At 65.0% G+C, this 22,573-nt stretch carries 21 protein-coding genes and 1 pseudogene; 14 read left to right on the forward strand and 8 right to left on the reverse strand.

Features of this window, described 5'->3' with window-relative positions:
• Positions 1 to 198: 198 nt before the first annotated feature.
• From bioA to bioB, 4 genes are read left to right on the forward strand one after another with little or no spacing between them, the layout of a single operon-like run.
• On the forward strand, positions 199 to 1,560 hold the full coding sequence (bioA, locus tag OKW45_RS31260; protein WP_429472857.1) for an adenosylmethionine--8-amino-7-oxononanoate transaminase: 1,362 nt from the start codon (positions 199 to 201) through the stop codon (positions 1,558 to 1,560).
• Positions 1,560 to 2,744, forward strand: a complete 1,185-nt coding sequence (bioF, locus tag OKW45_RS31265) for an 8-amino-7-oxononanoate synthase (RefSeq protein ID WP_429472858.1) — start codon at positions 1,560 to 1,562, stop codon at positions 2,742 to 2,744. The genes bioA and bioF overlap by 1 nt, the downstream gene beginning before the upstream one ends.
• Entirely contained in the window at positions 2,741 to 3,481 is a 741-nt protein-coding gene (bioD, locus tag OKW45_RS31270) for a dethiobiotin synthase (protein WP_429472859.1), read from the forward strand. The genes bioF and bioD overlap by 4 nt, the downstream gene beginning before the upstream one ends.
• Positions 3,482 to 3,533: 52 nt before the next feature.
• A complete protein-coding gene (bioB, locus tag OKW45_RS31275) occupies positions 3,534 to 4,634 on the forward strand; it encodes a biotin synthase BioB (protein WP_018419231.1) in 1,101 nt (366 codons plus the stop codon).
• Positions 4,635 to 4,741: 107 nt separating this feature from the next.
• Here the strand turns inward: bioB and OKW45_RS31280 are convergent.
• A pseudogene (locus OKW45_RS31280) lies at positions 4,742 to 5,014 on the reverse strand (sulfate ABC transporter substrate-binding protein); the annotation flags it as partial.
• Positions 5,015 to 5,017: 3 nt separating this feature from the next.
• Positions 5,018 to 5,620, reverse strand: coding sequence for an RBBP9/YdeN family alpha/beta hydrolase (locus OKW45_RS31285; RefSeq protein WP_429472860.1), 603 nt, complete (start codon positions 5,618 to 5,620; stop codon positions 5,018 to 5,020).
• Positions 5,621 to 5,935: 315 nt separating this feature from the next.
• Here OKW45_RS31285 and OKW45_RS31290 point away from each other — a divergent pair, with 315 nt between their 5' ends.
• The 6 genes from OKW45_RS31290 (at position 5,936) to OKW45_RS31315 (ending at position 10,111) form a co-directional block, all read left to right on the forward strand.
• Positions 5,936 to 6,877, forward strand: a complete 942-nt coding sequence (locus OKW45_RS31290; protein WP_429472861.1) for a 2-hydroxyacid dehydrogenase — start codon at positions 5,936 to 5,938, stop codon at positions 6,875 to 6,877.
• Positions 6,878 to 6,993: 116 nt separating this feature from the next.
• Positions 6,994 to 7,920, forward strand: coding sequence for a hydroxymethylglutaryl-CoA lyase (locus OKW45_RS31295; protein ID WP_429472862.1), 927 nt, complete (start codon positions 6,994 to 6,996; stop codon positions 7,918 to 7,920).
• Positions 7,921 to 7,954: 34 nt separating this feature from the next.
• Positions 7,955 to 8,476, forward strand: coding sequence for a YbaK/EbsC family protein (locus tag OKW45_RS31300; RefSeq protein WP_429472863.1), 522 nt, complete (start codon positions 7,955 to 7,957; stop codon positions 8,474 to 8,476).
• A gap of 5 nt (positions 8,477 to 8,481) precedes the next feature.
• Complete coding sequence (locus OKW45_RS31305; RefSeq protein WP_429472864.1) at positions 8,482 to 8,727, forward strand: DUF1289 domain-containing protein; 246 nt, start codon at positions 8,482 to 8,484, stop codon at positions 8,725 to 8,727.
• Positions 8,724 to 9,197, forward strand: a complete 474-nt coding sequence (locus OKW45_RS31310) for a MaoC family dehydratase (RefSeq protein WP_429472865.1) — start codon at positions 8,724 to 8,726, stop codon at positions 9,195 to 9,197. The genes OKW45_RS31305 and OKW45_RS31310 overlap by 4 nt, the downstream gene beginning before the upstream one ends.
• Positions 9,194 to 10,111 carry an MBL fold metallo-hydrolase gene (locus OKW45_RS31315; protein WP_429472866.1) on the forward strand — a complete coding sequence of 306 codons (918 nt, stop codon included), beginning with the start codon at positions 9,194 to 9,196 and terminating at the stop codon, positions 10,109 to 10,111. Before OKW45_RS31310 ends, OKW45_RS31315 begins: the two co-directional genes overlap by 4 nt.
• A 290-nt stretch (positions 10,112 to 10,401) precedes the next feature.
• Here the strand turns inward: OKW45_RS31315 and OKW45_RS31320 are convergent, their stop codons facing one another.
• Positions 10,402 to 11,340 (reverse strand): DMT family transporter, encoded by a 939-nt coding sequence (locus tag OKW45_RS31320; RefSeq protein WP_429472867.1) that lies wholly within the window; start codon positions 11,338 to 11,340, stop codon positions 10,402 to 10,404.
• Positions 11,341 to 11,452: 112 nt separating this feature from the next.
• Here OKW45_RS31320 and OKW45_RS31325 point away from each other — a divergent pair, with 112 nt between their 5' ends.
• Entirely contained in the window at positions 11,453 to 11,923 is a 471-nt protein-coding gene (locus tag OKW45_RS31325) for an Lrp/AsnC family transcriptional regulator (RefSeq protein ID WP_429472868.1), read from the forward strand.
• Between the two features lie 49 nt (positions 11,924 to 11,972).
• Here OKW45_RS31325 and OKW45_RS31330 read toward each other — a convergent pair whose 3' ends face one another.
• Entirely contained in the window at positions 11,973 to 12,863 is an 891-nt protein-coding gene (locus tag OKW45_RS31330) for an alpha/beta fold hydrolase (protein WP_429472869.1), read from the reverse strand.
• A 317-nt stretch (positions 12,864 to 13,180) separates the two neighbouring features.
• Between OKW45_RS31330 and OKW45_RS31335 the strand changes: the two genes are divergently transcribed.
• Positions 13,181 to 14,140, forward strand: coding sequence for an NAD(P)H-dependent flavin oxidoreductase (locus OKW45_RS31335; protein WP_429472870.1), 960 nt, complete (start codon positions 13,181 to 13,183; stop codon positions 14,138 to 14,140).
• A gap of 38 nt (positions 14,141 to 14,178) precedes the next feature.
• On the opposite strand, the gene icmF is transcribed toward OKW45_RS31335, so the two are convergent.
• The 4 genes from icmF to OKW45_RS31355 all read right to left on the reverse strand — a co-directional run bounded on the left by icmF (position 14,179) and on the right by OKW45_RS31355 (position 20,889).
• On the reverse strand, positions 14,179 to 17,559 hold the full coding sequence (icmF, locus tag OKW45_RS31340; protein ID WP_429472871.1) for a fused isobutyryl-CoA mutase/GTPase IcmF: 3,381 nt from the start codon (positions 17,557 to 17,559) through the stop codon (positions 14,179 to 14,181).
• A 118-nt stretch (positions 17,560 to 17,677) separates the two neighbouring features.
• Positions 17,678 to 18,610 carry a LysR family transcriptional regulator gene (locus tag OKW45_RS31345; protein WP_018419218.1) on the reverse strand — a complete coding sequence of 311 codons (933 nt, stop codon included), beginning with the start codon at positions 18,608 to 18,610 and terminating at the stop codon, positions 17,678 to 17,680.
• A 151-nt stretch (positions 18,611 to 18,761) separates the two neighbouring features.
• Positions 18,762 to 19,847 (reverse strand): porin, encoded by a 1,086-nt coding sequence (locus tag OKW45_RS31350; protein ID WP_018419217.1) that lies wholly within the window; start codon positions 19,845 to 19,847, stop codon positions 18,762 to 18,764.
• A 505-nt stretch (positions 19,848 to 20,352) separates the two neighbouring features.
• Positions 20,353 to 20,889 carry a hypothetical protein gene (locus OKW45_RS31355; RefSeq protein WP_035470529.1) on the reverse strand — a complete coding sequence of 179 codons (537 nt, stop codon included), beginning with the start codon at positions 20,887 to 20,889 and terminating at the stop codon, positions 20,353 to 20,355.
• Between the two features lie 230 nt (positions 20,890 to 21,119).
• Between OKW45_RS31355 and OKW45_RS31360 the strand changes: the two genes are divergently transcribed.
• Complete coding sequence (locus OKW45_RS31360; protein WP_429472872.1) at positions 21,120 to 21,368, forward strand: hypothetical protein; 249 nt, start codon at positions 21,120 to 21,122, stop codon at positions 21,366 to 21,368.
• A 78-nt stretch (positions 21,369 to 21,446) separates the two neighbouring features.
• On the forward strand, positions 21,447 to 22,472 hold the full coding sequence (locus tag OKW45_RS31365; protein WP_018419215.1) for a bile acid:sodium symporter family protein: 1,026 nt from the start codon (positions 21,447 to 21,449) through the stop codon (positions 22,470 to 22,472).
• The last annotated feature ends 101 nt before the right edge of the window (positions 22,473 to 22,573 follow it).

Genomic DNA, 22,573 nt, shown 5'->3' on the forward strand with positions numbered 1-22,573 from the left:
GACGTCGCTATCTCCGTCGATTGGCGAGCTTCCCTCACGAAATCGAACGAGCTGCATCGAACGATGCTAAACCTCGATGCCACCGCGAAAAACGAGCATTTCGCGGTTGATGCGCGCGACCAAATAAACCGCTAATCTCGACCCCGCGCACTCGCCGAGGCTTGCGTGCGTGGCAAAAAAGCACCTTGGAGTACCTCTTTGGAAAAGTCAGCAGTCCCCCCGGTCGCCCCTGAAGACTGGGTCGCCCGCAGCCTGCGCGCGGTGTGGCATCCGTGCACGCAGATGAAGCACCACGAACGCCTGCCGTTGATCCCCGTCGCGCGCGGTCAAGGCGCGTGGCTGTACGATCGCGCCGGTCATCGCTATCTCGACGCGATCAGTTCGTGGTGGGTCAATCTGTTCGGTCACGCGAACCCGCGCATCAACGCGGCGCTGAAAGATCAGCTCGATACGCTCGAACACGCGATGCTCGCCGGCTGCACGCACGAGCCCGCCGTCGAACTCGCGGAACGTCTGCACGCGTTGACCGGCAACACGCTCGGCCACGCGTTCTTCGCGTCGGATGGCGCGTCGGCGGTCGAGATCGCGCTGAAGATGAGCTTTCACAGCTGGCGCAACCGGGGCTACGCCGACAAGCAGGAATTCGTCTGCATCGCCAACAGCTATCACGGCGAGACGATCGGCGCGCTCGGCGTGACCGACGTCGCGCTGTTCAAGGACGCGTACGATCCGCTGATTCGTCACGCCCACGTCGTCGCGTCGCCCGATGCGCGGCTCGCGCAAGCGGGCGAAACCGCCGCCGACGTCGCGCGCCGCGCGCTCGACAATGTGCGCGCGCTGTTCGAGGCGCGCGCGAACCGCATCGCCGCACTGATCGTCGAGCCGCTCGTGCAATGCGCGGCCGGCATGGCAATGCACGACGCGTCGTACGTCGCCGGATTGCGCGCGTTATGCGACAAGTACGCCGTGCATCTGATCGCCGACGAAATCGCGGTCGGCTGCGGCCGCACCGGCACGTTCTTCGCGTGCGAACAGGCGGGCGTGTGGCCGGACTTCCTGTGTCTGTCGAAAGGCATCAGCGGCGGCTATCTGCCGCTGTCGATCGTGCTGTCGCGCGACGAGATCTTCGCGGCCTTCTATCACGACGACACCGCGCGCGGCTTCCTGCACTCGCACTCGTACACCGGCAATCCGCTCGCGTGCCGCGCCGCGCTCGCGACGCTCGATCTGTTCACGAGCGACGACGTGCTCGTCGCCAACGCGCGCAAATCGGCGACGCTCGAGGCCGCGCTCGCGCCGCTCGCCGAGCACGCGCAGGTGCGCAATCTGCGTCAGCGCGGCACGATCTTCGCGTTCGACGCAGTGATCGACGATCCTCAGCAAGCCAAAACGTTCTCGCGCCGCTTCTTCGAAAACGCGCTGCAACGCGAGCTGTTGTTGCGCCCGATCGGCACCACCGTGTACCTGATGCCGCCGTACATCCTCGACGACGAAGAACTCGCGCTGCTCGCCACGCGCACGCGCGACACCTTCGACGCCACGCTCGCGGAGGCCCGCTGATGCATCTGCTCGACACACTCGCCGAAGGCCTGAAGGAAATCGACGCGCGCGGCCTGCGCCGACGCCGGCGCACCGCCGACACACCATGCGCCGCGCACATGACGGTCGACGGCCGTGAAATCATCGGCTTCGCGAGCAACGACTATCTGGGCCTTGCCGCGCATCCGCAATTGATCGACGCGATCGCCGAAGGCGCGCGGCTGTATGGCGCGGGCAGCGGCGGCTCGCATCTGCTCGGCGGTCATTCGCGTGCGCATGCGCAACTCGAAGACGATCTCGCCGAATTTGCCGGCGGCTTTCTCGACGATGCCCGCGCGTTGTATTTCAGCACCGGCTATATGGCGAATCTCGCGACGCTGACCGCGCTCGCGGGCCGCGGCACGACGCTGTTCTCCGATGCGCTCAATCACGCTTCGCTGATCGACGGCGCGCGGCTGTCGCGCGCGGATGTGCAGATCTATCCGCACTGCGACGTGGATGCATTGAGCGCGATGCTCGAAGCGTCGGAGGCGGACGTCAAGGTGATCGTGTCCGACACGGTGTTCAGCATGGACGGCGACATCGCGCCGCTGCCGCGTTTGCTCGAACTCGCCGAGCGGCACGGCGCATGGCTGATCGTCGACGATGCGCACGGCTTCGGCGTACTGGGTCCGCAAGGCCGTGGCGCGATCGCGCAGGCCGCGCTGCGCTCGCCGCATCTGATCTCGATCGGCACGCTGGGCAAGGCGGCGGGTGTCTCCGGCGCGTTCGTCGTCGCTCATGCGACCGTGATCGAATGGCTCGTGCAGCGTGCGCGTCCGTATATCTTCACGACCGCGTCGGTGCCGGCGGCCGCGCATGCGGTGTCGGCGAGTCTGCGCATCATCGGTGGCGAGGAAGGCGATGCGCGCCGCGCGCATCTCCAGCAACTGATCGAACGCACGCGCGCGTTGCTGAAGGCGACGCCGTGGCTGCCCGTCGATTCGCATACGGCCGTGCAACCGCTGATCATCGGCGCGAACGATGCGACGCTCGACATCGCCGCGTCCCTCGATCGCGCGGGGCTGTGGGTGCCCGCAATCCGTCCGCCGACCGTGCCGACCGGCACGTCGCGCCTGCGCATCTCGCTGTCGGCCGCGCACTCCCATGCGGATCTCGACCGGCTCGAGGCTGGCCTGCAACAAGTCGGAGCGCGCGCGGCATGAGCAACATGATTAACGATGACGGCGCGCTGTCGCTGTTCGTCACCGGCACCGATACGGAAATCGGCAAGACCTTCGTGTCGTCGGCGCTATTGCGCGGCTTCGTGCGCGAAGGCCTGCAGGCAGCCGCGATGAAGCCGATCGCGGCGGGCGCGTTCGAAGTGAACGGCGTGCTGCACAACGAGGACGCGGATCAGCTCGACGCCGCGTCGAGCGTGCTGCTGCCGCCCGCCATGCGCACACCGTATCTGCTGAAGGAACCGGCCGCGCCGCACATCGCGGCGGCGCTGGAAAACGTCTCGTTCGATCTCGAGCACATCGTCGCGTGCCACAGCCAAGCGCTGAAGCTCGCCGAGGTCGTCGTGGTCGAAGGTGTCGGCGGTTTTCGTGTGCCGTTGACCGCAACGCAGGACACCGCCGATCTCGCCGTCGCGCTGAAGCTGCCGGTGGCGCTGGTGGTCGGCATGCGGCTCGGCTGCATCAGCCACGCGCTGCTGACTGCCGAAGCGATCGCCGCGCGCGGTCTAACGCTCGCGGGCTGGGTCGCGAATCGCATCGACCAGGACATGACCTTTCCCGACGAAAACATCGCGTCGATTCGCGCGCATCTTGCGCAAGCGTACGACGCGCCGTTGCTCGGCGTCGTGCCGCATATCAGCCCGCCGTCGCCGGAGCTTGCAGCGCAACAGCTCGACATTCGACGGCTTCTGCAAACGCTGCGCCAACTGCGCGCGGCATAGCGCTGCCCCGCAGCGCCGAACCCAAATTCATCCGTTTACGAGGATCGATCACATGACACAACTGAATATCGCAGCGGGCACCGCCGAACCGAGCGCCGCCAACAGCAATCCGACCGCAGCCGCCACTGAAGCGAAGCCGCTCGCGCGCTGGCGCGTCGCCGATATCGTCGCGTTGTACGAACTGCCGTTCAACGACCTGCTGTTTCGCGCGCAGCAAACGCATCGCGAGCATTTCGACGCCAATGCGGTGCAACTGTCGACGCTGCTGTCGATCAAGACCGGCGGCTGCGAGGAGGATTGCGCATACTGTCCGCAATCGGTGCATCACGACACGGGTCTCGTGGCCGACAAGCTGATGCCGGTCGACGAAGTGCTCGCCGCCGCGCAGGTCGCAAAGCAGAACGGCGCGACGCGCTTTTGCATGGGCGCCGCGTGGCGCAATCCGAAGGACCGCCACCTGGAGCCGATCAAGGACATGATCCGCGGCGTGAAGGCGATGGGCCTCGAAACCTGCGTGACGCTCGGCATGCTCGAAACGCACCAGGCACAGGCGCTGCGCGATGCGGGCCTCGACTACTACAACCACAATCTCGATACGTCGCCGGAGTTCTACGGCCAGATCATTTCGACGCGCACGTATCAGGATCGGCTCGACACGCTCGAACGCGTGCGCGACGCGGGCATCAACGTGTGCTGCGGCGGCATCGTCGGTATGGGCGAATCGCGCCGCGAGCGCGCGGGGCTGATCGCGCAGCTCGCGAACATGGAGCCGTATCCGGAATCGGTGCCGATCAACAATCTGGTGCAGGTGCAAGGCACGCCGCTGACCGGGACCGAAGCGATCGATCCGTTCGAATTCGTGCGCACGATCGCGATTGCGCGCATCACGATGCCGCGCGCGATGGTGCGTCTGTCAGCCGGCCGCGAGCAGATGGACGAGGCGTTGCAGGCAATGTGCTTCCTCGCGGGCGCGAATTCGATTTTCTACGGCGATCAGTTGCTGACCACGAGCAACCCGCAGGCGGAAGCGGATCGCAAGCTGCTCGCGCGCCTGGGGATTCGCGCTGAGGCTGCGCAGCAGATGCCGGTCGAGCAGAGTGGGGGCGAGCATGGGTGTGCGCATGGGCATGGGGATCACAGCGTGGCGAATTGAGTCGCGGAACTGTTTCGTCGATATGTCGCATGCGCCAGGCGTGTGCGAATAGAAAAGTCTGCCTCGTTTTGCGAGGCAGCCTTTTCTTTTGACGCAAAACCCGGCGCTTACTTCCGATCAACAATAATCTGATCGAACGTCCCCCCATCGGAGAAGTGCGTGTCCTGCGCCTTTTGCCAGTTGCCGAACATCTCCTCCACCGTGAACGTCTTGATCGGCTTGAACTCGGCCGCGTGCTTCGCAAGCAGGTTCATGTCGCGCGGACGCAGATGATGCTGAGCGATGATCTCCTGCGCGGCCGGCGACGACAGATAGTCGAGATATGCCTGCGCTTGCTTGCGCGTGCCACGCTTGTCGACGACCTTATCGACGATCGACACCGCTCACACGAGCGCATGCGACGCGGTTTCGATCGCCTCTTCGCGAAAGCGCAGCGGCGCCGCGCAATGCACGAGCGTATCGACGAAATACTTCGCGCGCGGCCACGGTCCGAACCCCGCCGCCGTGTTGATATGCCCCGCGTCGCCGAGATTGACGAACGCGCTGCCGAGACGCTGCGCAAGATTGCGCGCGTCGGCGAGCGTCATCCACGGATCGGTTTCGCTGCCGATCAGGATCGACGGCACGCCCAGACGTCGCGCGTCGAACGGTCCCGCGAATTCGAACCTGCGCGGACTCGCAGGCGCGACGAATAGCACGCCGACCACCTCGCTGGCGAGCGCGCCCTGCTGCAATGCATGCGCGGTCGCGAGGCAGCCAAAGCTATGCGCAGCCAGCACGAATGGACCGCGTTCGCGCGCGAGTAGATCGCACAACGACTTCGCCCATCGCGCGAGATCGGGCGCGTCCCAGTTGGCCTGCTCGACGCGCAACGAGTGCGCGAACTGCCGCTCCAGCCATGTTTGCCAATGCGCGCCTTCGCTGCCGTGCAAGCCGGGAACGGTGACGAGCCGTGGCAGCCAGCTCGATCGGGTGCATGAAAGCATGTGCGTGCCTCGCTGCGCAAGGAATCCAGGCAATCATTGTCCCGCTCGGTCGCGCATCGATGAACCAAGTTTTTGTGCTTTCGTTATCGGGCAAACGAAGAAATGCGCGGGTACGCGCGAACTCGACGCCCACCACGGCATCCATCTCGAAGCGCACGTGCGTGCGCAAACGCGCGCGATTCGCGTCGAAAAAGTAGAATGAAGCCTATTCATACCGGGAGGAGACCCGATGCCGCACGCGTCGTCCGATTGCCGTCGCGCGCTCCGGGTCCGTCCCGCTCATGCCCACATCGACGCCGACGCATTCCGGACCGCATGAAAATACTCTTCTACGCACCGCACACCGAAGCCGCCGCGTGGCTGCACGACTTTGCGCGCGCTCTGCCCGCCGCCGAGCTGCGCGAATGGAAGCCCGGCGACACCGGCCCAGCCGATTTCGCGGTGGTCTGGCGTCCGCCGCGCGAGATGCTGGCCGGACGCAATACGCTGCGCGCGATCTTCAATCTCGGCGCTGGCGTCGATGCGATTCTCGCGCTCGAACGCGCGCATCCAGGCACGTTGCCGCCCGAGGTGCCGTTGATTCGCCTCGAAGATACCGGCATGGGCGCGCAGATGGCCGAGTACGTGACGCATGCGGTGCTGCGCTATCTGCGCCGCTTCGACGAATATCAGGTGCTGCAAGGCGAGCGCCGCTGGAAAGTGCTCGAGCCGCATCCGCGCGCAACGTTCACGGTGGCTGTGCTCGGGCTCGGCGTGCTCGGCACGCAGGTCGCGCAAACGCTCGCTTCGTTCGGCCTGCCGGTGCGCGGTTATAGTCGCGGCGAGAAGCAGATCGATGGCATCGCGACGTTCGCCGGCGACGCGCAATTCGATAGCTTCCTCGACGGCGCGAAGGTGCTCGTCAATCTGCTGCCGCATACACCCGAAACCGAAAGCGTGCTGAATGCGCGAGTCTTCGCGAAGCTCGCGCGCGGCGCATATCTGATCAACGTCGCGCGCGGCGCGCATCTCGTCGAAGCGGATCTGCTCGCTGCGCTCGCGAGCGGCCAGCTCGCCGCCGCGACGCTCGACGTGTTCCGCGAGGAACCGCTGCCCGCCGATCATCCTTTCTGGCGCGAGCCGCGCATCACGATCACGCCGCACACGTCGGCGCTGACGTTGCGCGAGGACAGCGTCGCGCAGGTCGCGGACAAGATCGGCGCGATGATGCGCGGTGAGCAGGTGAGCGGCGCAGTGCAACTGGAACGCGGCTACTGAGTGAAACCCGCGCCCGCACGCGTCGCAGGCGTGCGGGCTGAATTGAACTGCAGCAACGCGGCAGCCCCCATCCCGGATGGGACAGCGATAAAACCGCATCGGATCGGAGACACATCATGGCCTTACCGAAGCAAGTGAAAATTGTCGAAGTGGGTCCGCGCGACGGGCTGCAGAACGAGAAGGAATTCGTGCCGACCGCGACCAAGATCGAGCTGATCAACCGTCTGGCGGCGGCGGGCTTCCGCAACGTCGAGGCAGCGTCGTTCGTGTCGCCGAAATGGGTGCCGCAGATGGCCGACGGCGCCGACGTGATGGCCGGCATCGAGCGCCGCGACGGCACGATTTACTCGGTGCTGACGCCGAACCTGCGCGGTTTCGAAGGCGCGCTCGCCGCGCGCGCCGACGAGATCGTCATCTTCGGCGCGGCGAGCGAGGCGTTCTCGCAGAAGAACATCAACTGCAGCATCGCGGAGAGCATCGAGCGATTCGCGCCAGTCGCCGCGGCGGCGAAACAACATAAGCTGCGGATTCGCGGCAGCGTGTCGTGCGCGCTCGGCTGCCCGTACCAGGGCGAAGTGCCGGTCGCGTCGGTCGTCGACGTCGTCAAGCGCTTCGCGGCGCTCGGCTGCGACGAGATCGATATCGCCGACACGATCGGCGTCGGCACGCCGAAGCGCACCCGCGAAGTGTTCGAGGCCGTGACCGAAGTATTTCCGCGCGAGCATCTCTCGGGACACTTTCACGACACCTATGGCCAGGCGCTCGCGAACATCTACGCGGCGCTGCTCGAAGGCGTCGAGATTTTTCACGCGTCGGTCGCGGGGCTCGGCGGTTGCCCGTATGCGAAGGGCGCGACCGGCAACGTCGCGACCGAAGACGTGCTGTATCTGATGAACGGCCTCGGCATCGAGACCGGTATCGACCTCGCCCAGGTGGTCGAAATCGGCGACTTCATTTCGACCGCGATCGGCCGGCCCAACGTGTCGCGCGCCGGTAAAGCGCTGCTCGCGAAGGCCCGTAGCGAAGCGAATACCTGCGTATAAACGCTCTATCCATTTTCAATCAGGATCCCCAACGATGAACGACCTCGCGTCCTTCGACTCCGACGATCTCGCCGCGCTGCCCGACTCGGCACGCCGCGTCGCGCTGCTGCTGCGCGAACGCGGTCACGCGGGGCGAATCGTGATGCTGCCGGAAACCGGCAAGACTTCCGCCGAAGCGGCCGCCGGACTCGGCTGCTTGGTCGCGCAGATCGCGAAGTCAATCCTGTTCCGGCGCCGCGAAGACGACACGCCGGTGCTCGTGATCGCGAGCGGCGCGAATCGCGTCGACGAAAAGAAAGTGGCCGCGCAGGTCGGCGAGATCGGCCGCGCGGACGCGAAGTTCGTGCGCGAAAAGACCGGCTATGCGATCGGTGGCGTGTGCCCGGTCGGTCACGCGACCGAGCCTGTCACGTTGATCGATGCGGATTTGCTCGAGCTGGAGAGCCTGTGGGCGGCCGCCGGTCATCCGCACGCGGTGTTCAATCTGACCGCGCAGGAGCTGATCTCGCTCACAGGCGCGCCGGTCGTCGATGTCGCGTTGCGCGAGCCGGCCTGAACACGATGGGGAGCGGCAACGATTACGACGACAGGGACGACGGCGGTTGCGTGCGATCGCCGTGCATCAGCGTGTGCAGGATGGATGCATCGACCGGCTGGTGCGAAGGATGCCTGCGCACAATCGACGAAATCGCCGGCTGGTCGACGCTCGACAACGACGCGAAGCGCGCGGTGTGGGACGCGATCGAAGTGCGCCACGCGACGTTAATGGCGCTGCGCACGACATCGACGACGAAGGAGAAGCAATGAACGCCGCGCCTCGCATCGTGTCGCCCGGTGAGACGTTCAGTTCGACGCTCGAGTTGTCGGTGGATTCGATCAAATCGTTCGCGACGCTCGTCGTCGATCTGAACCCGTTGCATCACGATGAAGCGTACGCCGCGCAAAGCCGCTTTGGAGGCTTGATCGCATCGGGCACGCAACCCACCGCGTATTTCATGGCGCTGCTCGCCACGCATTTCTCTACTTACGCGCAACCGCTCGGCCTCGAATTCGATATCAAGCTGAAGAAGGCAGTGCAGGCGCACGACACGCTGACGATCACGTGGCGCGTGCACGACGCTCACTGGAAGCCGAGCCTGAACGGCGATCTGACCTATCTCGAAGGTTCGGTGGTCAATCAGCGCGGCGAGCTGATGTTGACGGGTACCTCGACGATCCTCGTGATGCCGAAGCCCGACGCGGTCGTGGACGCGCAAGCGAGAACGGTCGCACCATGATCGCACTGCCCGCATCGATCCAGATGTTCGAGCGCGGCTGGCTGTCGTCGAACAACGTGCTGCTCATTGACGACAGATGCGCGGCGCTCCTCGATACCGGCTATGCGACGCACGCATCGCAAACGGTCGCGCTGGTACGCAATGCGTTGCGCACGCGGCCGCTCGATCTGATCGTCAACACGCACCTGCATTCGGATCATTGCGGCGGCAACGCACTGTTGCAGGCAACGTGGCCGTGCCGCACGCTGATTCCGTCATCCGAAGCCGATGCCGTGCGCGACTGGGACGAAATGCGCCTCACCTTTCGCGCGACCGGTCAAACCTGCGAACGCTTCGGTTTTACTGGCACGCTCGCGCCCGGCGCGCGCTTGCGGCTCGGCGCGCTCGACTGGCAGGTGCTCGGCGCGCCGGGCCACGATCCGCATTCGCTGATGCTCTATTGCGCGGACGAACGCTTGCTGATCAGCGCGGACGCGCTATGGGAAAACGGCTTCGGTGTGATCTTTCCCGAACTCGAAGGCGAAAGCGGCTTCGCCGAGCAGCAGGCCGTGCTCGACCTGATCGCAACGCTCGACGTGCGCGTCGTCATCCCAGGCCACGGCGCACCGTTCACGCACGTCGAAGCGGCGCTCGAACGCGCGATGTCGCGCGTCGCCTGGTTGCGCGCCGATCCCGCGCGCAACGCAAGGAACGCGCTGAAGGTGCTGATCGTATTCAAGCTGCTCGAAGTCCGCGAGATGAGTGTGGACACGCTTTTGCGCATGCTCGACGACGCGGCCGTGATGCGCTCCGCCGCGTCGATGCTGAAGCCGCGCGGCGAATGGCCAGCGTTGCTGAAGGGAATGATCGGGGAACTCGCGGCGAACGGTGGACCGCTCGAAGTGGACGGCACGCGCATTCTCGCGCGGCCTTGAACGTGTGATTGGCCCGTGCGGCGGAAAAGCGCACCGGAACGCAAAACCGTTCCCACAAAAAGAAAGCCGCTCGACGAAGCGAGCGGCGGAACATCTGTTGGACGTGATCAGCGTCGCTACCAATGATACGCGTGTGGGTTTTTGCATCGCATCGGTGATTTCCCTACGGAAATTTGACGCCACGTTTTACGAAGGCATACACGATCTGTCATCAAACGGCGTTAGGCGCTTGAACGCTTGCGCGTTATTCCGGAATCCGTAGCAATATCCGATTGAATGTCGAATCGGCACTACGTGGACGATAGGCGCTTTCTCTGCGGCACGATCCGCCACCCGAGATTGACGCCCGCCGCCGCCAGTAGAATCAGCGCGGCGCCGAGCACCTGAATCCATGCGAGCGTCTGTCCGAACGCAAGCCGGTCGACGATGATCGCGACCACCGGATAGATGAACGACAACGCGCCTGTCATCGACGTCGGCAGCTTCTGGATCGCGCCATACAACAGAACGTACATGAGACCGGTATGGACGACGCCGAGCACGATCAGTTCGAGCCACTGCGCGCCGTTTGCCGGCAACGCGTCGAAGCGTACGAACGGCGCGAGCAACAGCACGCCGAGCGATACCTGGATCAGCGCGAGCAGATGCGGCGGCGTGCCCTTCAGCCGCTTCGTGATGATCGACGACACCGCGTACATCGCCGCCGCGCCGACCGCATAGGCGACGCCGACCAGATACTGCCCCGGCACCGCGAGCACGGCCGGCTCGACCTTCACGACGAACACGAGGCCGACGAACGCGACCACGAGCCACGCAATCGTCGATGCGCTGATGCGCTCGCGAAACACCAGCGCGCCGAGCCCGACCAACATGAACGGCTGCGTGTTGTAGACGGCCGTCGCCATCGAAATCGACGCGCGTGAATACGCGGCGAACAGCAATACCCAGTTCACGACGATCGCCGCGCCGCCGAGCAACGCGAGGCTCAGCATCTTCCACGAAAACAGCTCGCGGCGGAACAGGCCGAGTACGGCACACACGAGCGCGAGCGTCGCGCCGCCGAAAATGCAGCGGAAAAACACCACATTGAAGGGGCTTTGCTGCGACGACACGACGAGCCAGCCGATCGTGCCCGACATCAGCATCGCGATGCTCATCTCCGCCGCGCCACGGCGGATGTTGCTGGGCGAACTGCTCGAGGTCGTGACGGAAGCGTTGTTTGAAGCCATGATTCGATCCCGGATTGTGACTGCATAACTGGCAGTGTAATTAATCCACCCGCGCGAATACATGGCTAAACTTAAGCGTTACCGCATTTTCACCTCATAAACGAAGGCCGTCATGAGCAAACGCCTTGCATCGATCGCCCCGGTCGCACTCGACGAAACCGACCGCGCATTGCTCGCCGCGCTCGCGCAGGACGCGCGTCAGCCGGTCAGCGAACTCGCGCGCGTCGTCGGCTTATCGGCGCCCAGCACCGCCGAACGCGTGCGGCGGCTCGAAGCGCAGGGCGTGATCGAGCGCTTCGCCGTGCAGATCGATCCGCGCGCGCTCGGCTTCACGCTGCAGGCGATAGTGCGCGTGAAGCCGCTGCCCGGGCAGCTGCATCTGGTGGAGGAAGTGATCCGGCGCATTCCGGAGTTCGTCGAATGCGACAAGGTGACCGGCGACGACTGTTTCATCTGCCGCCTGTACCTGCATTCGATCGAGCAGCTCGACGAGATCCTGTCGAAAGTGACCGAGCGCGCGGAGACCAGCACGGCGATCGTCAAGTCGACGCCGGTCGCGCGACGGCTGCCGCCACTCGGCTAACGAAGGTCCATCGCAGGTCAAACGAAGGTCGCGCGAAGCAGCCCGGCGCTTATTGTTCGAGCGTCTCGAAAAACGACAGCATCTCGGCGACCAGTTCGTCCGGCGCTTCCTCGGGCAGATAGTGCCCGCACGATAGCGCGCGGCCGCTCACGTCGCGCGCGACATGCCGCCATTCGTCGAGCGCATCGAAGCATTTTTCGATCACGCCCTTGTCGCCCCACAGCACCCGCAGCGGACAGCCGATCTTGTTGCCGCGCTCGATATCGGCGCGATCATGTTCGAGGTCGATGCCCGCCGACGCGCGATAGTCCTCGCACATCGCGTGCACCGCACCCGGTTTTGCGAGCGCCGCCCGATACGCGTCGAGCGCGGTGGGATCGAACGGTGCGAGACCCGCGTGACGTCCGCCCATCACCGCGTCGACATAGGCGGCCGGATTTGCGCCGATCAACGTTTCGGGCAGCGGCTCGGGCTGGATCAGGAAGAACCAGTGGAAGTAGTGCGTTGCGAACGCGCGGTCGGTGGCTTCGTACATCGCGAGTGTCGGCGCGATATCGAGCAGCATCAAACGCTCGACCGCCTCGGCATGATCGAGCGCCATCCGGTGCGCGACGCGCGCGCCGCGATCGTGCGCACAGACGAGGAAGCGCTCGAAGCCGAAGTGGCGCATCACCGCGACCTGGTCGGCGGCCATCACGCGTTTCGAATACGGTGCGTGCGCGGCATCGCTCGGCGGTTTGCCCGACGCGCCATAGCCGCGCAGATCGGTTGCGATCACCGTGAAGTGCTGCGCGAGCGGCGCGGCGCAGCGTTCCCAGATCAGATGCGATTGCGGATGGCCGTGCAGCAGAAGCAGAGGCGGCCCGGCGCCGCCCTTCACTCCGAAAATGTCGACATCGCCCACGGCGACGCGAAAAGACGTGAAATTTTCGAAGGCCATGACGTCTCGTTGATCGTTTGAGGTCCGTGCATTGTAGAAGGCCAACAGGTCCGTGCGAGGTGGGATATCCCACGCAGACATGGAACCTGAATACTCCTTCGAACCGTTCCAAACGGGCCTACCGCGCGCGGGTCGCCCACTTCGCCTATAATCGAACGACCGTTCTTAAATGTTTGGCGCGACTTCGGCATGCCGGTTTCGTTCGACTGCCACACGCATTCGCCGGTCAACACGCCGCAAGCCGTGTGCCGCTAAACTCATTCATCTATTCGCCGGGCGCACGTCGCACCGGTTGGCCCAACCTGGAGACTCGCACCATGGCATTGCCCGCCGTTCTGCAAAACCTCGCGCTGCCCGTCGTCGCTTCGCCGATGTTCATCGTCAGCTATCCCGAACTCGTGCTGGCGCAGTGCAAGGCCGGTATCGTCGGCTCGTTCCCTGCTCTCAACGCGCGTCCGGCCGAGCTGCTCGACGAATGGCTGACGCAGATCCAGGCGCAACTCGCCGGGCACAAGGCCGCGAACCCGGATGCGGTGATCGGCCCGATCGCGGTCAATCAGATCGTTCATCAGTCGAATGAGCGGCTCGAGCACGACGTGCGCGTCTGCGTCGAGCACAAGGTGCCGATCTTCATCACCAGCCTGCGCGCGCCGGCACGCGAGATCGTCGATGCGGTGCATAGCTACGGCGGCATCGTGCTGCACGACGTGATCAATCTGCGTCATGCGCAGAAGGCGCTGGAAGCCGGCGTCGACGGGCTGATTCTGGTCGCATCGGGCGCGGGCGGCCACGCGGGCACCACCTCGCCGTTCGCGCTGGTCGGCGAGGTGCGGCGCATTTTCGACGGTCCGATCGTGCTGTCGGGCTCGATCGCGAACGGCGGCTCGATTCTCGCCGCGCAGGCGATGGGCGCGGACCTCGCGTACATGGGCACGCGCTTCATCGCGACCAAAGAGGCGCACGCGGTCGACAGCTACAAGCAGGCGATCATCAATGCGAAGGCGTCGGACATCATCTACACGAATCTGTTCACCGGCGTTCACGGGAACTACATCCGCGAGAGCATTACGAACGCGGGCCTCGATCCCGACGCGCTGCCCGAATCGGACAAGACCAGGATGAACTTCGGCGGCGACAAGGCGAAGGCGTGGAAGGACGTCTGGGGCGCGGGCCAGGGCGTCGGCCTGATGGACGACGTGCCGGACGTCGCCGAACTCGTGCGGCGTCTGAAGAACGAATACGACGATGCGAAGGCGCGGCTCGGCATCGCGCGCTGAGGTGAAGAACGGAGCGGGCCGGGGCGCCCGCTCGCGGCCTACATATTCCGCCGATACTGCCCACCCACCTCGAACAGCGCGTGGGTGATCTGCCCGAGCGAACACACGCGCACCACGTCCATCAGCACCGCGAACACGTTGCCGTCGTCGATCACCGCGCGCTTCAGGCGTTCGAGCGCCTCGGGCGCGGCCTCGCGGTGGCGCGTCTGGAAGTCGCGCAACCGCCGCAGTTGACTCTGCTTCTCCGCGTCGGTGGAACGCGCGAGCACCAGCGGCCGCGGCGCTTCATGCGGATGCGCGCTCAGGAACGTGTTCACGCCGACGATCGGATACGAGCCGTCATGCTTGCGATGCTCGTACAGCATCGACTCGTCCTGAATCCGTCCGCGCTGATAGCCGGTTTCCATCGCGCCGAGCACGCCGCCGCGCTCTGTCAGCCGCTCGAACTCGGCGAGCACAGCCTCCTCGACCAGATCGGTCAATTCATCGATCACGAAGCTGCCCTGATTCGGATTCTGGTTCTTCGCGAGCCCCCATTCGCGATTGATGATCAGTTGGATCGCAACTGCGCGGCGCACCGATTCCTCGGTCGGCGTCGTGATCGCTTCGTCGAACGCATTGGTGTGCAGCGAGTTGCAGTTGTCGTAGATCGCGATCAGCGCCTGCAGCGTCGTGCGGATGTCGTTGAAATCGATCTCCTGCGCGTGCAGGCTGCGGCCCGACGTCTGCACGTGATACTTGAGCTTCTGACTGCGCTCGTTCGCGCCATAGCGCTCGCGCATCGCGACCGCCCAGACGCGTCGCGCGACGCGGCCGAGCACCGCGTACTCCGGGTCCATGCCGTTCGAGAAGAAGAACGACAGATTCGGCGCGAAGTCGTCGATCGACATGCCGCGCGCAAGATACGCCTCGACGTAGGTGAAGCCGTTCGCGAGCGTGTACGCGAGCTGCGAGATGGGGTTCGCGCCGGCCTCGGCGATGTGATAGCCGGAAATCGACACCGAATAGAAATTGCGCACGCCGTGTTCGACGAAATACGCCTGAATGTCACCCATCACCTTCAGGCTGAACTCGGTCGAGAAGATGCAGGTGTTCTGCCCCTGGTCTTCCTTCAGGATGTCGGCCTGCACGGTGCCGCGCACGTTTTCGAGCGCGGCGCGGCGCGTTGCCGCGAGTTCGGCTTCGGTCAACGGGCGGCCTTGCTGTTGCTCGCCCAGCGCGATCTGCTGGTCGATCGCGACGTTGAAGAACATCGCGAGGATCGTCGGCGCGGGGCCGTTGATCGTCATCGAGACCGACGTATCCGGCGAGCACAGATCGAAGCCGTCATACAGCGTCTTCATGTCGTCGAGCGTCGCGACCGACACACCCGAATTGCCGACCTTGCCGTAGATGTCCGGGCGCTCGTGCGGCTCCTCACCGTAAAGCGTCACCGAGTCGAACGCGGTGGATAGCCGTTTGGCCGGCATGCCTTCCGACAGCAACTTGAAGCGACGATTCGTGCGCTGCGGATCGCCCTCGCCCGCGAACATGCGCGTCGGGTCCTCGTTCTCGCGACGAAACGGAAACACGCCAGCGGTGAATGGGAAATAGCCGGGCAGATTGTCGAGCATCAGCCAGCGCAGGATCTCGCCGTGATCGACGAATTTCGGCAGCGACACTTTGCGGATTTCGGAGCCGGACAGCGTCGTGACCGTCAGCGCGGTGCGGATTTCGCGCTCGCGGATGCGCACCACATGTTCGTCGCCCGCATAGGCGGCCACCGTTTGCGGCCACGCGTCGAGCAGCTTGCGTTCGCGCTCGCCGAGGGCGGCGTCGCGTTGGTCGATCAGCGCATCGAGCGACGAGCCGTCGCTGCCCGCCTCGCCGAGCATGCGGCGCGTCTCGACGATCTGCCAGCGTTCCCGCGCGATTTGCGCCTGCGCGTCGGCCCGCGCTCGATAGCCGCGTACCGTCTGCGCGATGTCGGCCAGATAGCGCACGCGCGCGGGCGGCACGATCGCATGCAGGTTGCTCGAAAAGCGCAGGCCTTCGGTCGCGCCGAGCCGTGCGCCGCCCTCGCGCAGGCCATGCGTGCGCAGCGCATTAGCGATGCGCCGGTACAGCGCGGTCACGCCGTCGTCGTTGAAGCGCGACGCGATCGTGCCGAACACCGGCATCGCGTCGGGCGATGTCGCGAAGTCCCCGCGATTGCGCTGCACCTGCTTCGCGACGTCGCGCAGCGCATCCTGCGCACCCTTGCGATCGAACTTGTTGATCGCGACGAAGCTCGCGAAGTCGAGCATGTCGATCTTCTCTAGCTGGCTCGCGGCGCCGAACTCCGGCGTCATCACGTACAGCGATTCGTCGACGAACGGCACGATCGCCGCATCGCCCTGACCGATCCCCGAAGTCTCGACGACGATCAGATCGAAGCCCGCCACCTTGCACAGCATCAGCGCGGCGGGTAGCGAATCGGAGAGTTCGGTCGATGCCTCACGCGTCGCCATCGAGCGCATATAGATGCGGGCGCCGCCGCCCCAATCGCCGATCGCATTCATGCGGATGCGGTCGCCAAGCAGCGCGCCGCCGGATTTTCGGCGCGACGGATCGATCGCGAGCACGGCGATGTTCAGCGTGTCGCCGTAATCGAGCCGGAAACGGCGGATCAGCTCGTCGGTCAGCGACGACTTGCCCGCGCCGCCGGTGCCGGTGATGCCCAGCACCGGGATGCGTGGCGCTTGCGCGAGCGTCGCTAGCTGGTCGCGCGCGGCGGCGTCGACGCTGTTCGTTTCGAACGCGCTGATCAGTTGCGCGAGGCGGCGGAAGATCGGCGCGGCGGGATCGGCGGGGTGCGAGCCAGGAGCAGTGCCAGCGTGCGGAGCATGGGCCTCACCGCAACGCGGCAATGGCCGCGCGGCCAGCTCGGCGAGCCATTCGCGCACCGGCGTCGGCCGCGCCGCGTCGGCCGCGCGCGCCCCTTCGACGCAGCGGGCGATCATGTCATCGATCATGCCTTGCAGACCGAGCCGCTGACCGTCGTGCGGCGAATAGATTTTTTCGACGCCGTCGCGTTCGAGCGCGGCAATTTCCTCGGGGACGATCACGCCCCCGCCGCCGCCGAATACCTTGATGCGCTCGCCGCCGCTTGCACGCAGCAAATCCACCAGGTAGCGGAAGTATTCGTTGTGGCCGCCCTGATAGCTCGACACGGCGACGCCGTCGGCGTCCTCGTTGAGCGCGGCAGTCGCGACTTCGGCGACGGAGCGGTTGTGGCCGAGGTGGATCACCTCGACGCCGCTTGCCTGCAGGATGCGCCGCATGATGTTGATCGACGCGTCGTGGCCGTCGAACAGCGCGGCGGCGGTGACGAAGCGCAAGCGCCGGCCCGCGGGCAGCTTGTGGCTGCCGGCACGCTGCGGCGTGGACAGATCGGTCATGTCTCCCCCAGATCATTTGCCTGACGGGTGTTCACAGTCAGTATATAGAAATGGGGTAACACGGCGCCGGGGCGCGGGGCGGGCGATTGGCGACGTAGGTTCGGTGCTTCGCGAAACGCTACCGCACCGCCAACGCCTTGATCTCGTCGAGCGACGGCCACAGCGATTCGCTTGCGAACCGCGCCGCCAGAAAATCGACGAATGAGCGCACCTTGGCCGATAGATGCCGTCGGCTCGTGTAGACGACGTGGATCGGCAGCTCCCGCGGCGGCACCTGGTCGACGAGCAGCGGCACGAGCCGCCCTTCGGCGAGATCGCTGCCGATCACCTCGGTGCCCAGCATCGCGATGCCCGCGCCATGCAGCACGACCACGCGCTGCGCCTCGAGCTGATTGACGATCAGGTTGCCCGACAGGCGCACACGCGAGCCCGCGTCGCCGGTCGCGACTTCGAGCGCCGATACGCCCGCGTACTGCAGATAGTTGTGGCGCGCGAGATCGGCGACGCTCTTCGGCGTGCCATGCTTGCGCAGATAGGCGGGCGATGCGCACAGCACCAGATGCGCGGTCGCGATCTGCCGCGCGATCAGCGACGACGACTTGAGCCCGCCAGGCGACGCGCGGATCGCGACGTCGAAGCCCTCGTCGATCAGCTCGACGACGCGGTCGGACAGTGTCATATCGACGGTGACCTGCGGGTACTGCGCGGCGTAGTCCGCGACCGCGGCCATCACGTGATTCAGGCCGAACGCCGACAGCGACGACACCCGCAGCCGCCCGTGCGGCACGACGCTTGCCGCGCCGACCGCCTGGCCGGCTTCGTCGAGCTCGGTGAGCGCCTGACTCAGCCGCTCGTAGTACTCGCGGCCTGCCTCGGTCGGCGCGACGCGGCGCGTGGTGCGGTTCAGGAGCCGCGCGCCGAGCTGCTGCTCCAGATGCATCACGTGCTTGCTCGCCATCGCCGCCGACATCTCCATCTTCTCCGCCGCGCCGACGAAACTGCCGGCTTCGACCACGTGGCGAAACACTTTCATGCTGACGAGGGTGTCCATCTCAGTCGCTCGCTTCAGGAATCAATCGACGTCATTTTGCCGGGTTTATCAAAAAGACGGCAGCAAACGCTTGTATTCGGCGGCAACCGAAAACGACAAAGCCCGCGTTCCGGGCGGAACGCGGGCTTTGCGGTGACACCGTGGGCCGAGATCAGAACTTCGCGCGCAACCCCGCGCCATATGTATTGCCGCTCGACTGACCGGTGATGTGGTCATACAGGTACGCGGCATAGACATCGGTGCGCTTGGACAGCGGATAGTCGTAGCCGACCGCCGCCGTCTGGCGCGTCTGGTTAGAACCGCCGCCGTTACGCGAATACGCATACGACGCCATCACCGTGCCCGGCCCGAACGGCACCGTGACGCCGCCCTGTCCCGTGTTGACGTGCCAGCTCGTGACCTGCTGGTCGTTGTACGTGTACATGTACTGGCCGTACAGCTTGACGAACTTCAGGTCGTACGACACGCCCGCCTGCGCGACGCTCTGGCTGCGCAGACCCGGCACGCCCGACGTTTCGAAGCTGCCGAGGTCGCCCGGCACGTTGTTGAAGTTCACGTACTGGTACACCGCGGTCGCCGCGAACGGCCCGTGGAAGTACAGCACCTGGCCGCTCCACTTCTTCGCGCCGTTCTGGGTCGTGTTGCCGAGCGCGTACATCGCCGTCGCCGACAGACCGTTGAAGTTCGGCGTCGCGTACGACACCGCGTTGTTCCAGCCGGAGTCGCCGGTCACGCCCTGGTCGGTCGTGTAGGTCGGGAACGTGCCCAGGCCGAGGTACACGTGATAGACCATCGGCGAGAACCAGTACGAATCGACGAACGGGTTGAACAGGATCGTCGACACGAACAGCGGCGTAGTCAGACGGCCGGCGGTCACCGTGCCGTACGGCGATTCGATGCCGACGTAAGCATTGCGCGAGAACGTCGTGTCGCCAGTGAAGCGGCCGTACTCGCCGGTTTGCGCGCGGAAGAAGCCTTCGATAGTGAAGATCGCCTTGTAGCCGTTGCCCAGATCCTCGGTCCCCTTGAAGCCCCAGTACGACGTCGACATGCCACCGCCCGACACGACCACCGCGGTCTTGCCACCCGGAAACTTCTGCGAGCCGACCCATTCGTCGACCTGGCCGTAGAGCTGCACGCTCGATTGCGCGAACGCCGACGACGCGCCCGCCAGCGCGGCGACGCATGCGGTGGCCTTGAGAGTAGTCTTCAGCGCGCTGCTGAGGCTTGTGTTCATGGATTCTCCAATTTTTGTCAAAAGGGTGTGGCTGTGCGAAAGGGGGAGCTCGCGCGAAACGTTGTTGTTATCCGTTCGATCGTCGAGTCAATCTGGGCGGGTTCCATCTTTGCGGACCATTTTTATAAACAAAAATATCGCTGCTTATTGCGGGTATATCGGTCTGATTAGTTTGGTCGGTTATCGGCTTGATACGACGCTTCAGAGCGGACTGGCGCCGCCCCCTGGACGCAATGCGGCATGCGGCGAACGGCGCGCCACAGCGTGCGTGAACGCCTTAAATGACGGGCCGATGACGCGACGCGGCAGAATGCCAAGATTTGACGCTGACCGGTACTTGGATGCCGAGTGTTTTCAAAAAAGTGTGGCGTCGAAACGTCAGATTCGGGGCTACGGCGCAGAGGGAGGCGCGCGAAGCCGCGCGAGGGATCGCGGGAAGGGATCTGGAAGACGGGTTTCGGGACCGCGGTTGTCGCGGTTAGGTGGTTTGCGAAATCGCGCTCAGCTAATTCCGATACGGTGAACCGCCCGGCTGCCGCGGATCGTCGGCGGGGCGTTGCATCGGGCGCGCTGCGCCACGCTCTTCGTTGTAACGGGCGACGTCGGCGCGGATCGAGCCGTTGCGTATCGGCATGTTGGACGGGGGATGCGGCACCGGACGCGACTCCGCGCTGACCGGCGTAATCGCGCCCGCATAGCTGGACGGATCGCCGACACGGCGCATGCCGGACTTGTAGCTGCCGAAGCCGTAACCGAAATTGGCGTCCGCGATACTCGGGCTGCCGCGCTGCGCGCGTGCGTCATGAGAAGCCGTCGCATTGTGCGAGCCGCGCGGAGCAGGTGCGCCGCCCGCACCGGAATAACGGCCGTCGCCACGCATCTCCATGCGCGGTGCGCGCCCGGCAGCGTCGCGCGAATAAGCGCCGCCCGCGGCGGCACCGCCGCCATGCGGCCCATCCGTCCCCTTCGCATAGGCGAACGAGCACAGCACGGCGATGACCGCGCCCCACGCCCAGTGCCTCGTTCTCGACAACCCGTCCACCTTGTGACTCTCACGCCCGAAGACTTGCCTGAAATCCACCGTTCGAGCTGCGATGGACCTGTTGCGGGAGGAGAAAAGCGCCGCGTTCGTGTCGCGGCGCAGGGCATCCCTGCGGCGTTTGAACGAGTAATTTATGGTCGAGGGCAGAGGGTGTCGAGCCAAAAAGTGTTAGGTCTCGTCGGTGGATGTAACACCCTGTTACTGCGGCGTTTTTCCGCGCCGGAGCCCTCATGCGGACGCGCCTCGGCGGCTTGCTGGCCGGCGTTTTCGCCTGGTCCGCGCGGGCGCCGGTTGTCGCAAATAAACGGCGCTTGCAACGTCAACGGTTAAACGGTTTGTCGCGGGAAAGCACCTCGCCAATACTGAAACCTGGCACGTCGCTCAAATGGGCTCGGCCTGATTGGGGAGTCAATGCGCAAATCTCATTAATCGATTCGGCAAATGAATTTGCGTTTTCAATCGGTTTTCGACAACAATAGCCGCTTTCCATTGGCATGGACCCCGCCCTGACAGGCCCGTCCCATGCTTACACCGCCTCATTGAATCGAGATTGCGACATGGCCCGCGCGAAATTCCTGCCCGATAACTTCACCCTGTGCCTCGTCGGCACCGTGATCCTCGCCAGCTTCCTGCCCGTTCATGGACAGGCCGCCGTGGGGTTCGACTGGGTGACGAACATCGCGGTCGGCCTGCTGTTCTTCCTGCACGGCGCCAAGCTGTCACGCGAGGCGATCATTGCGGGCGCGACGCACTGGCGCCTTCACGTCGTGGTGCTGCTGAGCACGTTCGCGCTGTTTCCGCTGCTCGGCCTCGCGCTTAAACCGGTCCTCTCGCCGCTGGTCACGCCGTCGCTCTACGCCGGCGTCCTCTTCCTCTGCACGCTCCCATCGACGGTCCAGTCGTCGATCGCGTTCACGTCCATTGCCAAGGGCAACGTGCCGGCCGCGGTATGCAGCGCGTCCGCCTCGAGCCTGCTCGGCATCTTCGTCACTCCAGCACTCGTCAGCGTCATCGTGACGAATCAGGCCGCGAGCGGCGGTGCGTCGCCGTGGCATACGATGGGCAACATCGTGCTGCAACTGCTCGTGCCGTTCGTTGCCGGCCAACTGCTGCGCCCGCTGATCGGCAAGTGGATCGAGAAGAATCGCGGCGTGCTGAAGTTCGTCGACCAGGGCTCGATCCTGCTCGTGGTGTACGGCGCGTTCAGCGAGGCCGTCACCGAAGGCCTGTGGCACACGATTCCGCTGTCGGCGCTCGGCGGCCTCGTCGTGGTAAACGCCGTGCTGCTCGCGCTCGCGCTGGCCGTGACGATCTTCGCGAGCAAGCGGCTCGGCTTCAACCGCGCGGACCAGATCACGATCATCTTCTGCGGCTCGAAGAAGAGCCTCGCCGCCGGCGTGCCGATGGCCAAAGTGATCTTCGCGTCGCATGCGGTCGGCGCCGTGGTGCTGCCGCTGATGCTGTTCCACCAGATCCAGCTGATGGTCTGCGCCGCGCTCGCGCAACGCTGGGGCGCCCGCGACCTCAGCGGCGAGAACAATGCCGCGGCGCGGCGACCCGCCGCCGCCGTCGCGCGCCGTTGAAAACACACGCAATGCAAACAGGACATTCATAAGCGCCCTCCCTGAGCGTCGTTTTGATCGTGTAAAGCAAGCCGCCTTCGGGCGGCTTTTCTTTTGGCTCT

It is taken from the genome of Paraburkholderia lebeckiae (genome assembly GCF_050436225.1).
Lineage (GTDB): Bacteria > Pseudomonadota > Gammaproteobacteria > Burkholderiales > Burkholderiaceae > Paraburkholderia > Paraburkholderia tuberum.